The organism is Actinacidiphila glaucinigra (assembly GCF_035918135.1).
In the GTDB taxonomy this organism is placed as follows: Bacteria; Actinomycetota; Actinomycetes; order Streptomycetales; family Streptomycetaceae; genus Actinacidiphila; species Actinacidiphila glaucinigra.
The window spans coordinates 3,798,875-3,811,909 of sequence record NZ_CP109144.1; the positions used below are offsets into that span (position 1 = coordinate 3,798,875).

Here is a 13,035-nt window from a genome sequence, read left to right on the forward strand (position 1 = left end):
ACGACGGCCCCGGCGGGGACGGCAATCCCGGCCGGGGCCTGACCAGTTAAGGAAGACAACCCTTCCCCATGGCTGACACCCATTCTAGTGCGCCCTCAGGCACCCGCGCCGGGACTCCGGCGGCCGGCGTGGTCCACGTACGCCGCCGCCTCACGGCGAACTTCACGATCCTCTCCAACCGCCTCGCCCAGCGCCCGGGCAGCGCGGTCACGGTCGGCGTCGGCGCCTATCTCCTCTCCGTCCCGGACGGCGTGCCCGTCAGCATCGACGCGCTGCGCGCGCATTTCACGGAGAGCAGGGAGCGACTCGCCCGGGCGCTGAACGAGCTGGAGGCGGAGGGATTCCTGGAGCGGGTCGTGGTGCGCGAGGAGAACGGGCGGATCCGCACCCGGACCTATGTCCACGACGTGCCGAGGGCGGACACACCGGCGGCGCCGGACGGCCCCGCAGCCGCGCCCGCACCCGCACCCGGACCCGCCCCGGCCGAAGCCTCCGAGGAAGCCCCCGGCGCAGCCCAGGAGGCCGTGCCGGACACGGCTCCCGGCGCGCACGCCCTCGGTGAGGACGCCCTCGGCGAAGCCGCCGAGGCCGTCCTCGCCTCCCTCCGCGTGCGCGACTCCCGCCTGCTGCTCTCCCGGCGCGACATCGCCCGCCTGTCCCCCGGTGTCGCCGCGTGGCTCCGCCTCGGTGCCGAGCCCCGGCGCATCGCCGAGGCCCTCGCCGCGGACCTGCCCTCCACCCTGACCCACCGTCCGGCCGGCCTGCTCGCCCACCGCCTGCGCGCATGGGAGCCGCCCGCCGCCGCGCCGCCGCCCCGAGCGGCCGTCCCCTGGCAGGCCTGCGACTCCTGCGAGCGCCCCTTCCGCGGGCACGCCCCGGCCACCTGCCGGGAGTGCCTGGCCGAAGCGGCATGACGCCGTCACGCCCGAACCCCCGGCCCCCGCCGGGAACGCCCGTGCCGTGAGCCCGCTCGAAGGCGTTCGCCGGTACCCGATGAGGTACACACACCTCGGCCGCACCGGCCTGAAGGTCAGCCGCATCGTCCTGGGCAGCGGGTCTCGACGAGATCCTCCCCGGACCGGGCCCGGCCCCGGAGGCCTTCGCCCGGTGATCCGCGGGAACGCTACGCCGCCGCGAGCCGCTTCGTCATGACGCGCTCCGGCCGGCCGTCCGGCATGACCCCGCCGGGCCCCCCGTCGTCCGCGAAGCCGTTGCGCACGTAGAGCGCCGTCGCCACCGCGTTGCCCTCCGCGACGGCGAGATGGAGCAGGGCGGCGCCCGCCGTGCCCCGGGCCCACTCCTCGACGGCCCGGATCAGCAGGTCGGCGACGCCCCGGCCGCGGGCCTCGCCCGCCACCCACATGGAGATCAGTTCGGCGCTGTCCGGCAGTTCGCCGGGGACGCCGCTGGCCATGCCGCCGGGCCTGCCGTCGACGAGCGCGACCAGGTTGTACGAGCCGGGCAGGGCGAGCCGGTCGCGCCAGCGTTCCTCGCGGTCGCCGTCGCCCTGCCAGTCGGCGAGCCGGGCGCCGAAGGCGTGCGGCGCGTCAGCAAGCGCGGCGAGCCGCAGCTCGCGCCAGAGCGGCCAGTCGTCGGGGGTGAGCACGCGCAGTTCGATCACCCCCGCAGGGTGCCGCCGGGACGGACCCGGCGGCAACCCTGTTTCCCGCGGTCTCAGCGGGTGCCGAGCAGGTGGTCCATGGCGAGCTGGTCCAGCTGCTCGAAGGCGGACCCGCGGGTCGCGACGGCGTCGGCGTCGAACTCCTCGTAGGCGCCGCGGTCGGCGAGCAGGCCGGCCAGGGTCTCGCCCTCGCCGAGGGTCGGCTGCGCCAGCTGGTCCAGGCGGGAGGCCTTCAGCGCCTCCTGCACGGCCGGGTCGGCGCGGAACGCGGCGGCGCGCTCCTTGAGGATGAGGTAGTTGCGCATGCCGCCGGCGGCGGACGCCCACACGCCGTCCATGTCCTCGGTCCGCGGGGGCTTGAAGTCGAAGTGGCGCGGGCCCTCGTAGCCGGCCGTCTCCAGCAGGTCGACCAGCCAGAACGCGGAGCGCAGGTCGCCGGCGCCGAAGCGCAGGTCCTGGTCGTACTTGATGCCGGTCTGGCCGTTGAGGTCGATGTGGAAGAGCTTGCCGTGCCACAGCGCCTGGGCGATGCCGTGGGGGAAGTTCAGCCCGGCCATCTGCTCGTGGCCGACCTCGGGGTTGAGGCCGACGAGCTCGGGGTGGGCCAGCTCGTTGATGAACGCCAGCGCGTGGCCGATGGTCGGCAGCAGGATGTCGCCGCGCGGCTCGTTCGGCTTGGGCTCGATGGCGAAGCGGATGTCGTAGCCCTGCTCGATGACGTACTCGCCGAGGAGGTCGAAGGCCTCCTTGAAGCGGTCGAGGGCGACCCGCACGTCCTTGGCGGCACCGGACTCGGCGCCCTCGCGGCCGCCCCACGCGACGTAGACCTTGGCGCCCAGCTCGGCGGCGAGGTCGATGTTGCGGATGGTCTTGCGGAGTGCGAAGCGCCGCACCTCGCGGTCGTTGGCGGTGAAGCCGCCGTCCTTGAAGACCGGGTGCGTGAAGAGGTTGGTGGTGGCCATCGGCACCTTCAGGCCGGTGGCGTCCAGGGCCTGGCGGAACCGCTTGATGTGGCCCTCGCGCGCGGTGTCGTCCGAGCCGAAGGGGATCAGGTCGTCGTCGTGGAAGGTGACGCCGTACGCACCGAGCTCGGCCAGTCGGTTGACGCTCTCGACGGGGTCGAGGGCGGGGCGGGTCGCGTCGCCGAAGGGGTCGCGGCCCTGCCAGCCGACGGTCCAGAGACCGAAGGTGAACTTGTCCTCGGGGGTGGGGGTGAAACTCATCGCGGCGGCTCCTATTCGTAAGACCACTGAACAAATTAATATGCCATCGCCGCTTTGTGAAGGGAGCCGCAGGATGGGTAACGGACCGATCGCGCTGGGTGTGGACAGCTCCACCCAGTCGACCAAGGTGCTCGCAGTCGACGTGGAGACGGGCGAGGTACTGGCCAGAGGACAGGCCCGGCACACGGTCAGTGAGGGCGCGGGCCGCGAGACCGACCCCGAGGTGTGGTGGCGCGCGCTCGGCACCGCCCTCGCCCAGATCGGGCCGTACGCGGAGCGCGCCGACGCCGTCTCCGTGGGCGGCCAGCAGCACGGCCTGGTCGTCCTCGACGCGGTCGGCCGGCCCCTGCGGCCGGCCCTGCTCTGGAACGACGTGCGGTCCGCGCCGCAGGCCGACGCCCTGGTGGAGCGGCACGGCGCCGCGCACTGGGCGCGGCGCTTCGGCAGCGTGCCCGGCACGAGCTTCACCGTGACCAAGTGGGCCTGGCTCACCGAGCACGAGCCCGAGACGGCCAAGGCCGCCGCGGCCGTCCGCCTCCCGCACGACTTCCTCACCGAGCGGCTCGGCGGCGCCGGCGTCACCGACCGGGGCGACGCCTCCGGCACCGGCTGGTGGGCCACGGACACCGAGACGTACGACGAGGCACTGCTCGCCGAGATCGGCCTCGACCCGGCCCTGCTGCCCCGGGTCCTGGGCCCCGGCGAGGCCGCCGGCGTCACCCTGCCCGGGCTGCCGCTGCGCGAGGGCGTCCTGGTCGGCGCGGGCACCGGCGACAACGCCGCCGCCGCCCTGGGCCTGGGGCTCCTCCCCGGCCAGCCCGCGCTCAGCCTCGGCACCTCCGGCACCGTCTACACCCCCGCCACCACCCGGCCCACCGACCCCACCGGCATCGTGGCCGGTTTCGCGGGCGGGCACGGCGACTGGCTGCCGCTGGCCTGCACCCTCAACTGCACCCTGGCCGTCGACAAGATCGCGGGGCTGCTCTCCCTGGACCGCGAGGCGGTCGAGGCGGGCGGCAGCACGGTGCTGCTCCCGTTCCTCGACGGCGAGCGCACCCCGAACCTGCCCTACGCCTCCGGCCTGCTCACCGGGCTGCGGCACGACACCACCCCGGGGCAGATCCTCCAGGCCGCCTACGACGGCGCGGCGTACGCCCTGCTCACCGCCCTCGACCAGGTGCTCGCGGTCGACGGCACCGGCTCGGACGAGCCGCTGCTGCTCATCGGCGGCGGCGCCCGCGGCACCGCGTGGCGGGAGACCGTACGGCGCCTGTCGGGGCGGGCCGTACGGATCCCCGTCGCGGAGGAGCTGGTCGCGCTGGGCGCGGCCGCGCAGGCCGCCGGGCTGCTCACCGGGGAGACCCCGCAGGCCGTCGCCCGCCGCTGGGACACCACGGCCGGTCCCTCCTACGACCCCGTCCCGCGCGACGACGCCGCGCTCGACCGCCTCGCGACGGCGCTGGCCGACGCGTTCGACGTGCGGTGAGCCGCTCGCCTCGCCCGGGGCCCGTCGCCCGTCCGGCGGGCGGGGCGTGCGAGGGTGGGGGCAGGACGTTGACCAGGACGGATGACGGACGAGCACGGAAGGGGACCGGGGCGTGGCGGAACGGCCGGGGTCGCAGGCAGGGTTGCGGCGGCGGAATCTGGCGCTGGTGATGCGAGCCGTGGCGGACCACGGCGAGGTCTCCCGCGCGGCCGTCGCCGTTGAGGTCGGCCTGACCCGGGCCACCGTGTCGACCCTGGTCGACGAGCTGCTGGCGACCGGCCTGCTCGTGGAGCTGGGCACCCAGCGCCCCGGCACGGTCGGCCGCCCGGGCACCGCCCTGGCGCTGAACGACACCGGTCCCGCCGGCCTCGGCGCGGAGGTCGGGGTGGACCACCTGGCCGCCGTCGCGGTCGACCTGCGCGGCACCGTGCGCGCCCGGGCCCGCGTCGAGGCGGACAACCGCGGCCGCCCGGCACCGGAGGTGCTGCGCGAACTCGCGGCGCTCGTCGCCGAGGTGCGGCGGGAGGCGCGGGCCGCCGGCCTGGCCCCGGCCGGGCTGACGCTCGCCGTGCCGGGCCTGGTCGGCCGGGACCGGCAGGTCGTGATGCGGGCGCCGAACCTCGGCTGGGAGGACGTCGACGCCGCGGGCTGGTTCGAGCGGTCCGGGGGCAGCGGCCTCGCCGCCTCCCCCGTCCCGGTCACCGTCGAGAACGAGGCCAACCTCGGTGCCCTGGCCGAACTCTGGCTGGGCGGCCACGAGGGCGTCACCGACTTCGTGCACGTCTCGGCGGAGATCGGCATCGGCGCGGCGCTGGTCGTCGACGGCCGGCTGTTCCGCGGGGCGCGCGGCTTCGCCGGGGAGCTCGGCCATGTGCCCGTGCACCCGACGGGCCCGCGCTGCTCCTGCGGGGCGCGCGGCTGCCTGGAGCAGTACGCGGGCGAGGAGGCCGTGCTGCGCGCCGCCGGCATCGCCCCGGAGCGACCGGACGCGCTCAAGGCGCTCCAGGCGGCCGCAACGCAGGAGGACCCGGCGGCGCTCAAGGCGCTGGCGGCCGCCGGACAGGCCTTCGGGATCGCGCTGAGCGGCGCGGTGAACCTGCTGGACCCGCAGGCCGTCGTGCTGGGCGGCACGCTCGCCTCGCTGGCGCCGTGGCTGCGCTCGGCCGTCGAGCGCGAGCTGGGCCGACGCGTGACGGACCGTCAATGGCGGGCGGACGCCGTGCGGGTGTCCCGGCTGGGCCGCGAGGGCGTGCTGCTCGGCGCGGCGTACAGCGTGGTGCGCGCCGTCCTGGACGACCCGCAGGCGCTGCGCTCGCGGTAACCCCCCGGACAGCCCGGCGACACCCTCGCAACAGCCTCGCAACAGCTCGTCACGCGGCGCACCGAGCCGTCGCCCCCGGCCGTTACGCTGCGCTGCGCGGCGCGGCCGGGGGGGGCGGCGCCGGTCCGTGCTCATGAGGGGGATCCCTGTGTTCGTGCTGTCCATCCTGCTGCTCGTGGCGGCGGTCGTGCTGTTCTTCGTCGCCCGGGGCCAGAGCTCCGGCGGCTGGAAGCTGGGAGCGGCGCTCAGCGCCCTGGCGGGCGTGCTGGCCGGCGTCTTCGCCTGCGTCCACGTCGTCAGCGCCTACGAGGTCGGCGTCCCGGTGACCTTCGGCAAGGTCGGCTCGCCGCTGACCTCCGGCATCCACTTCAGGTCGCCGTTCACCGACGTCACGTCGTTCTCCACGCGCCCGGTCGACCTCGACCTGCACGACAAGGACGTGGTCGAGGTCCGCTCCTCGCAGGGCGGCGTGCTCTACGCCGACGTCACCATCAAGTGGGCCGTGGTGCCCGCCAACGCCGTCGAGCTCTACCGGCTGGCCGGCAACGAGGAGGCCATCCAGTCGCGGCTGGTGATGCCGGACAGCCGCGAGATCATCCGCAACGTCTTCGCCAGGCACACCAGCGAGGAGGGGTACGCCTCCGCCCGTGAGCTGATCGGCTCGGAGATCGACTCCCTGATCAAGCAGCGCCTCGCCCCGCGCGGCATCGACGTCGCCGCGGTGAACCTGCGCAACGTGCGGCCCTCGGAGCAGCTGCAGGAGCAGATCGACAAGAAGATCCAGCAGCAGCAGGCCACCGAGCGGGCCGTCGAGGCGGCCAGGACGGCCAAGGCGGAGGCGGAGCGCAAGCGGATCGAGGCGGAGGGCATCGCGAGCGCCAACCGGATCATCGCCAAGTCGCTGAGCGACAAGGTGCTCTACAACCAGTGCCTGGACGCCTACCGCGAGGCCGCGAAGTCCCACCCCGTGTACGCGGTGCCCTGCGGCACGAACGCGAACGGCTCCCCGGTCATCGTGGACGGCACGAAGAACTGACGGCCCGCCCGCGAAAGGCGCCGGGAACGCCGCAGGGGCCCGGAACCGTGAGGTTCCGGGCCCCTGTCACCGTTCGGGGCGGGAGCGGTCTCAGACCGCGCTGCCGGCCTTCCAGGCGCTCCAGCTCATGTTCCAGCCGTTGAGGCCGTTCGCCGGGTCGACGGTCTTGTCCTTGGAGTTCTTCACGATCACGACGTCGCCGACGATCGAGTTGTTGTAGAACCAGTAGGCGTCGGTGGAGGTGTCCTTGGCGCCCTTGGTGTCGTTCAGGCCGACGCAGCCGTGGCTGGTGTTGACGCTGCCGAACACCGAGTCGGCACCCCAGTAGTTGCCGTGGATGAAGGTGCCGGACGTGGTCAGGCGGATGGCGTGCGGCACGTCCTTGATGTCGTACTCGCCCTTGCCGTCGTCGTCGGTGAAGCCGACGGTGGCGCCGTTCATCCGGGTCTCGGTGAACTTCTCCGACATCACCATCTGGCCGTTGTAGGTGGTGTTCTCGTCGGAGCCGGCGGAGATCGGGATGTTGCGGACGACCTTGCCGTCGCGGACGACCTTCATCCGGTGGGTGGAGGCGTCGACCGTGGAGACCTGGCTGCGGCCGATCTTGAAGCTGACGGTCTTCTCCTGGACGCCGTAGACGCCGTCGGCGCCCTCGACACCGTCCAGGTTCAGCTTCAGGGTGACAGTGGAGCCGGCCTGCCAGTAGGCCTCGGGGCGGAAGTCGAGCCGGGTGGAGTTGAACCAGTGGCCGACGACCTCCTGGCCGCTGCTGGAGCTCACCGCGATCGCCGACTGCACGGCCTTCTTGTCCTCGATCGCCTTGGTGAAGTTGATCGAGACCGGCATGCCCACGCCGACGGTCTGGCCGTTCTCGGGCGTGTAGTAGCCGATGAAGCTGTGCTCGGGGCTCACGGTGGTGAAGGTGGAGTTCTCGGCGGCCTTGCGGCCCTTGCCGTCCTCCGCCTGGGCGGCGATCTTGTACTTCGTGGCCCGCTCGAGCGGGGCATTGGGGGCCCAGCTCGCACCGTCCGCGGAGATCGTGCCCTCCACGTCGGAGCCGTCGGCGACCGAGGTCATGGTGACGCTGGTCAGCTCGCCTTCGGCCACCTGCACCTTGGCGCCGGTGTTGATGCTGACGTTGTCGGCGCCGGTCTTCGGGGTGATCGATATTCGGGCGTCCGACGCGTCCTTGGCCGCCTGCTCGTCGACCGAGGCCTGCGACTTGGCGTTGTTGTCGGAACCGGCACTGCCCGCCTTGTCTCCCCCGCAGGCGGTCAGCGTGATCGCCCCGACGGCGAGCAGCGCCAGAGCTGCCAGCCCGGCTCGCCGCTTGCGAGAGAGCTTCGTGTCGGTGGCTGTGCCGGTCTCGGCGCGCTTCACACAGATCTCCAATGTCGTCCGGTACGCGTTTCCCCCGGCCCGCTTGCGTCGCAGGCCACGGCCCTCGATCGAGCCTCACTCGTACGTCCAGGAACTGCCAGGGTCTTTGGTCCGTTCCCCCACATCGGGAAGTGTGGGGAAGAACACGTGCGTGACGCACGTGACATGGGCGCGGTCTCGCGGCCCGTGCGAAACCCCGGACCCGTGAGGGGCCCGGGGCAAGTGAGTCACGCACTGGCGAAGACGCGTTCAGCGCCCCCGCGGTTCCTCCTCGTCGATGTCGGCTTCCTCGTCGACTTCCTCGTCCGCCTCGTCGTCCGCCTCGTCGTCGGCCTCGTCGTCGTAGAGGTCCCACTCGTCGGAGTCGGGGTCGTACTCGGTGTGGGCGCAGGACCAGGACGCCTGCACCAGCTCGATCCCCGGCACGCTGGTGACCAGGTCGAAGGGATCGACCAGGTACGCCAGCGCCTCCGACTCGTCCTGCCGCACCGACGCCTCGGCGTGCTGCCGCTCGTCGTCCGGCATGTACTCGTCGCCGCCGATCTGGTCCAGCGCGGCGTCGGTCAGCTCGCCGGACCCGGTGATCTCCAGGACCAGCTCCACCTGGAGCCGCACGTAGCGCGGCCCGCTCTCCCCGGTGGGGATGTCAGTAGTGCTCATGTGACGGAGCGTATGCGGGGGAACGGCCCCCGTTGCGCAGGCAGTCCGCTTCCGGCGCCGAAGGATACCCGCGGCTGCCCTCCGGGAACCCGTGGAAGCTCCGGTTCCGGGGTCGAACTTCCCTCCGCGGCGGTTGTCTCACTACCATCTGCTTTCACGGTCAAGTCGCCGCAACCGCTGGGGGATCCGTTGACCTCGCACCGTCCGCCCGCCTTCGTCGCCATCACGGCGGCCGCCGTCCTCGGCGCCCTGTACTTCGTGCCCAACGCGTCCGCCAGTGCCGAGCACACGGCGAACACGGGCACGCAGTCGTCCGTTTCCACCGCCACCACCACCGGGTCGGGCACCGGTGGGGGGCAGCACCTCGCCGACACGGGAAGCGTGGACACCACGCCGTACCTGGTCGGCGGAACCGCCTTCCTCGGCCTGGGCGCGGCTCTCGTGATCAACGCGAGCCGCCGCACCCGCGACGTGTACTAGGCCGTGTCCACCCCGTCCCGGCCCGAAGGCCGGGACGGGGCCGGGATCAGGCGAGCGGGCCGGTCACCGACTCGGCCGCCGCCACCAGACCGCCGCCGCGCACGAAGTCGTACGCCGCCGCCAGGTCCGGGGACAGGAAGCGGTCCGGACCGGGGCCGCCCACTCCCGCCTCGCGCGCCGCCTTCAGCACCGCCTGGGTCGCCGGGGCGGCCACCAGCACCTCGCTGCCCTGCACGCGCAGCTCGACGCCACGCGACGCCGCCATCAGCTCGACCGCGATGATCCGGGCCAGGTTGTCCACCGCCTGCCGCAGCTTGCGGGCGGCCGACCAGCCCATCGAGACGTGGTCCTCCTGCATCGCCGAGGACGGGATGGAGTCCACCGACGCGGGCACCGCGAGCCGCTTGTTCTCGCTGACCAGCGCGGCCTGCGTGTACTGCGCGATCATCAGGCCGGAGTCCACGCCCGGGTCGTCGGCCAGGAAGGCCGGCAGGCCGTGCGAACGGCTCTTGTCCAGCAGCCGGTCGGTGCGCCGCTCCGCTATCGAGCCGAGGTCGGCCGCGGCGATGGCCAGGAAGTCCAGCACGTAGGCGACGGGCGCGCCGTGGAAGTTGCCGTTGGACTCGACCCTGCCGTCGGGGAGGACGACCGGGTTGTCGACGGCGGAGACCAGCTCGCGGTCGGCCACCGTCATGGCGTGCGCCACGGTGTCCCGGCCCGCGCCGGCCACCTGCGGGGCGCAGCGGATCGAGTACGCGTCCTGCACCCGCGGCGCGTCGTCCTGGTGGTGCCCGGTGAGCCCGGAGCCGGCGAGCACACGGCGCATGTTCTCGGCGCTGGCCGCCTGGCCGGGGTGCGGGCGGATCGCGTGCAGCTCGGGCGCGAGCACCTTGTCGGTGCCCAGCAGCGCCTCCATCGAGAGCGCGGCGGTGACGTCGGCGGCGGTGAACAGCCGGCGCAGGTCGTCGATGGCCATGACGAGCATGCCGAGCATGCCGTCGGTGCCGTTGATGAGGGCAAGGCCCTCCTTCTCGCGCAGCTCGACGGGCTCGATGCCGTGCTCGGCCAGCAGCTCCGGGACGGGGCGCACGACGCCGTCGGGGCCCTCGGCCTCGCCCTCGCCCATCAGGACCAGCGCGCAGTGCGACAGCGGCGCCAGGTCGCCCGAGCAGCCCAGGGAGCCGTACTCGTGGACGACGGGCGTGATGCCGGCGTTGAGCAGCGCGGCCATCGTCTCGGCGACGACGGGACGGACACCGGTACGACCGGAGGCCAGCGTCTTCAGCCGCAGGAACATCAGCGCGCGCACCACCTCGCGCTCCACCCGCGGGCCCATGCCGGCGGCGTGCGAGCGCACCAGGCTGCGCTGGAGCTGCGCACGCAGCTCTGGGCTGATGTGCCGCACCGCGAGCGCGCCGAAGCCCGTCGACACGCCGTACACCGGCTCCGGCTTCGCCGCCAGGGCTTCCACGACCTCGCGCGCCGCGGCGATCCCGGTCAGCGCCTCCGCAGACAGTTCGACCCGCGCACCGCCGCGGGCCACCGCCAGCACGTCCTCCGCCGCGACCCCGTGGGCCCCGATCACCACGTTATGCATACTCATATTCACGAACCCTACGGACTGAATCGCTACCTGTCACGTGCCGGACGGGCCTCTTCCGCGCGGCCGCTCCGCACCCACCGGGCCCGGTCCCGCGGCCCGCTCCCCTGCCCACGGTCCGCGGCCGCCGGGCCGCCCGGCGGCCGCTCAGCCCCGCCCCCGGAAGCGGCGCCGCTCCACGTCGTGGCCCGCGGGCTGGTCGGCGAGCCGGACCACCGGATCCTCGGGCGCCCCGCGCCCGGCGACCACCGGCTCCACCGAGTGCAGGGCCTTCGCCCGGTACTGGGCCGCGTCCGCCAGCCGGAACAGACGGCGCCCCGAGGTCACCACGCCGATCTCGGCGTCCGTGGACGCCACCCCGACCGCGACCCCGTCGCCCAGCCCCAGCCACTTGGTGCGCACGCACAGCTCCTCGGCGACCGCCACGACCTCCTCCGCGCGGTGCCCGACCGAGAGCAGGCAGAACTCGTCGCCGCCCAGCCGCGCCACCAGGCTGCCCTCCAGGGCGGCCCCGCACAGCGACAGCACGGAGCCGAAGCCGACCAGCAGCCGGTCGCCGACCGCGTGCCCGAGCTGGTCGTTGACCCGCTTGAGCCCGTTGAGGTCGCAGACCACCAGGCTCACCGGGGTCCCGTCGGCCCGGTGCCGTTCCACCGCCTCCTCCAGCCGCTGGTCGACCGCCCGGCGGTTGGCCAGCCCGGTGAGCGGGTCGCTGAAGGCCAGTCGGCGCACCTCGGCCAGCCGCTCCGTCTGGGCGATCCCGGCCGCGGTGAGCGTCGCGAGCACGGTCGCGAACTCGGCGTCGTCCCGGTCGAAGACCGGCCGCCCCGCTCCCCGGGCCACGTACAGCTCGCCCCAGGCGAGCCCGTGCAGCAGGATCGGGGCGACGACGCAGGAGGTGCGGCCGCGCCGCCGCAGCGTGGCCACCCGCTGGTGGCAGTAGGCGCCGCCGCGGCCCTCCGCGGAACCCTCGGCGGTCTCGATCCAGGCGTGCGGCTCGCCGCCCTCGGTCCACTTGGCGTGCAGGAACTCCACGATCTCCGGGAAGTCCGCGACCGAGTACACCTCCTCGGCGGGCTGCGGTTCCTCGCCGGGCGCCAGGTCCCCGTCGTTGACCAGGACCCGCAGCCGTCCCCGGTCGCGCTCCCAGCGGGAGATCGCCGACATGGAACCGCCGAGCGCGACCCGCGCCGAGGACGCGGCGGCGACGGCCGCCTCCATGGGCGACTTCGCCGCCGCCACCGCCCGCGCGAGTTCGGCGACGGCGCGCAGTCGAGCGTCCCCGCCGGTGCCGTTCATGCGCCCGTCTCCTGTCGCAGCAGAACTTTTTACCAGTTTGCGACGTTCGCACGGCCCCGCACGTTACACACCGGCGGCACGGTCGTTTTCCGCCTCAATCACTCACCCGGCCACACCGGGTCGCGCTTCTCGTTGAACGCCGCGACGCCCTCGGCGCGGTCCCCGGAGAAGGCGACCGTGCGCCAGGCGGCGTCCTCGACGTCCAGCCCGGTCCGCAGGTCCGTGCCCTGGCCCAGCCGCATCGCCCGCTTGGCCGCCCGCAGGCCCACCGGCGAGTTCGCGGCGATCCGCGCGGCCAGCGCGAGCGCCTCCATGCGGTCCTGGCCCTCCTCCGCGAGCACGTCCACCAGGCCCAGCGCCAGCGCCTCCGCGGCGGGCACCCGGCGCCCGGTGAAGATCAGCTGCGCCGCCCGTGCCGCGCCCACCCGGCGCGGCAGCAGCTGCGTGCCGCCGCCGCCGGGGATCACACCCACCGTGACCTCCGGCAGCCCCACGACCGCCGTCGGGTCCGCGACGATCACGTCGCACGCCAGCGCCAACTCGTAGCCGCCGCCGAGGGCGAAGCCGTGCACCGAGGCCACCGACGGCATCGCCAGCTCCAGCACGGCCGTGTAGGCGGCCCGCGTGTACGGGCGCTGCCGCCCGAGGTCGGCGTCGGTGAAGGAGTTGCGCTCCTTGAGGTCGGCGCCCACGCAGAACGCCCGCTCGTGGGTCGAGGTGAGCACGACGCAGCTCACCGACCGGTCGCCGGACAGCGCCTCGCACGCCTCGGTGACCGCCCGGGCCATGTCCGTCGAGATGGCGTTCATCGCCTTGGGCCGGTCCAGCACCAGTTCCGCCACCCGCCCGGCGTCACCGTGCCTGCGTACCGCCACCCACTCGCCAAACCGCTGCTCGGCCATCGCGCCGCCACCTCCGGGTCGCCGTTA

General features: G+C 73.9%; 12 protein-coding genes. 5 read left to right on the forward strand and 7 right to left on the reverse strand.

The genetic code is table 11. The features are described 5' to 3' along the window. Nucleotides 1–68 precede the first annotated feature (68 nt). A complete protein-coding gene (locus tag OIE69_RS16645; RefSeq protein ID WP_326572709.1) occupies nt 69–914 on the forward strand; it encodes a hypothetical protein in 846 nt (281 codons plus the stop codon). Nucleotides 915–1,123: 209 nt separating this feature from the next. On the opposite strand, the gene OIE69_RS16650 is transcribed toward OIE69_RS16645, so the two are convergent. Both OIE69_RS16650 and xylA read right to left on the reverse strand, forming a co-directional pair. Beyond that, a complete protein-coding gene (locus tag OIE69_RS16650; RefSeq protein ID WP_326572710.1) occupies nt 1,124–1,621 on the reverse strand; it encodes a GNAT family N-acetyltransferase in 498 nt (165 codons plus the stop codon). A 53-nt stretch (nt 1,622–1,674) separates the two neighbouring features. Then, on the reverse strand, nt 1,675–2,844 hold the full coding sequence (xylA, locus tag OIE69_RS16655) for a xylose isomerase (RefSeq protein ID WP_326572711.1): 1,170 nt from the start codon (nt 2,842–2,844) through the stop codon (nt 1,675–1,677). 73 nt (nt 2,845–2,917) lie between these two features. Between xylA and xylB the strand changes: the two genes are divergently transcribed. The 3 genes from xylB (at nt 2,918) to OIE69_RS16670 (ending at nt 6,687) form a co-directional block, all read left to right on the forward strand. Next, nucleotides 2,918–4,330, forward strand: a complete 1,413-nt coding sequence (gene xylB / locus OIE69_RS16660; protein ID WP_326572712.1) for a xylulokinase — start codon at nt 2,918–2,920, stop codon at nt 4,328–4,330. A gap of 169 nt (nt 4,331–4,499) precedes the next feature. Then, nucleotides 4,500–5,651 (forward strand): ROK family transcriptional regulator, encoded by a 1,152-nt coding sequence (locus OIE69_RS16665; protein ID WP_326581207.1) that lies wholly within the window; start codon nt 4,500–4,502, stop codon nt 5,649–5,651. Between the two features lie 148 nt (nt 5,652–5,799). Continuing rightward, nucleotides 5,800–6,687 (forward strand): prohibitin family protein, encoded by an 888-nt coding sequence (locus OIE69_RS16670; protein ID WP_326572713.1) that lies wholly within the window; start codon nt 5,800–5,802, stop codon nt 6,685–6,687. Between the two features lie 90 nt (nt 6,688–6,777). On the opposite strand, the gene OIE69_RS16675 is transcribed toward OIE69_RS16670, so the two are convergent. Together OIE69_RS16675 and OIE69_RS16680 are read right to left on the reverse strand one after the other, a co-directional pair. Next, on the reverse strand, nt 6,778–8,067 hold the full coding sequence (locus tag OIE69_RS16675; RefSeq protein WP_326572714.1) for a L,D-transpeptidase: 1,290 nt from the start codon (nt 8,065–8,067) through the stop codon (nt 6,778–6,780). Nucleotides 8,068–8,316: 249 nt separating this feature from the next. Continuing rightward, nucleotides 8,317–8,727, reverse strand: a complete 411-nt coding sequence (locus tag OIE69_RS16680; protein WP_326572715.1) for a hypothetical protein — start codon at nt 8,725–8,727, stop codon at nt 8,317–8,319. Between the two features lie 189 nt (nt 8,728–8,916). Here OIE69_RS16680 and OIE69_RS16685 point away from each other — a divergent pair, with 189 nt between their 5' ends. Then, a complete protein-coding gene (locus tag OIE69_RS16685) occupies nt 8,917–9,207 on the forward strand; it encodes a hypothetical protein (protein WP_245938835.1) in 291 nt (96 codons plus the stop codon). Nucleotides 9,208–9,253: 46 nt separating this feature from the next. Here OIE69_RS16685 and hutH read toward each other — a convergent pair whose 3' ends face one another. The 3 genes from hutH to OIE69_RS16700 all read right to left on the reverse strand — a co-directional run bounded on the left by hutH (nt 9,254) and on the right by OIE69_RS16700 (nt 13,008). Beyond that, complete coding sequence (hutH, locus tag OIE69_RS16690) at nt 9,254–10,804, reverse strand: histidine ammonia-lyase (protein WP_326581209.1); 1,551 nt, start codon at nt 10,802–10,804, stop codon at nt 9,254–9,256. A 150-nt stretch (nt 10,805–10,954) separates the two neighbouring features. Beyond that, nucleotides 10,955–12,106: a sensor domain-containing diguanylate cyclase gene (locus OIE69_RS16695; protein WP_326572716.1), complete on the reverse strand. Its 1,152-nt coding sequence runs from the start codon at nt 12,104–12,106 to the stop codon at nt 10,955–10,957. A 98-nt stretch (nt 12,107–12,204) separates the two neighbouring features. Beyond that, nucleotides 12,205–13,008 (reverse strand): enoyl-CoA hydratase/isomerase family protein, encoded by an 804-nt coding sequence (locus tag OIE69_RS16700; protein ID WP_089224316.1) that lies wholly within the window; start codon nt 13,006–13,008, stop codon nt 12,205–12,207. Nucleotides 13,009–13,035: the final 27 nt, after the last annotated feature.

What these genes read in the sequence shown, in the direction of transcription:
- OIE69_RS16645 (WP_326572709.1), top strand. Translation starts at nt 69, where the DNA reads ATGGCTGACACCCATTCTAGTGCGCCCTCAGGCACCCGCGCCGGGACT.
- xylA (WP_326572711.1), bottom strand. Translation starts at nt 2,844, where the DNA reads ATGAGTTTCACCCCCACCCCCGAGGACAAGTTCACCTTCGGTCTCTGG.
- xylB (WP_326572712.1), top strand. Translation starts at nt 2,918, where the DNA reads ATGGGTAACGGACCGATCGCGCTGGGTGTGGACAGCTCCACCCAGTCG.
- OIE69_RS16665 (WP_326581207.1), top strand. Translation starts at nt 4,500, where the DNA reads ATGCGAGCCGTGGCGGACCACGGCGAGGTCTCCCGCGCGGCCGTCGCC.
- OIE69_RS16680 (WP_326572715.1), bottom strand. Translation starts at nt 8,727, where the DNA reads ATGAGCACTACTGACATCCCCACCGGGGAGAGCGGGCCGCGCTACGTG.
- hutH (WP_326581209.1), bottom strand. Translation starts at nt 10,804, where the DNA reads ATGCATAACGTGGTGATCGGGGCCCACGGGGTCGCGGCGGAGGACGTG.
- OIE69_RS16695 (WP_326572716.1), bottom strand. Translation starts at nt 12,106, where the DNA reads ATGAACGGCACCGGCGGGGACGCTCGACTGCGCGCCGTCGCCGAACTC.
- OIE69_RS16700 (WP_089224316.1), bottom strand. Translation starts at nt 13,008, where the DNA reads ATGGCCGAGCAGCGGTTTGGCGAGTGGGTGGCGGTACGCAGGCACGGT.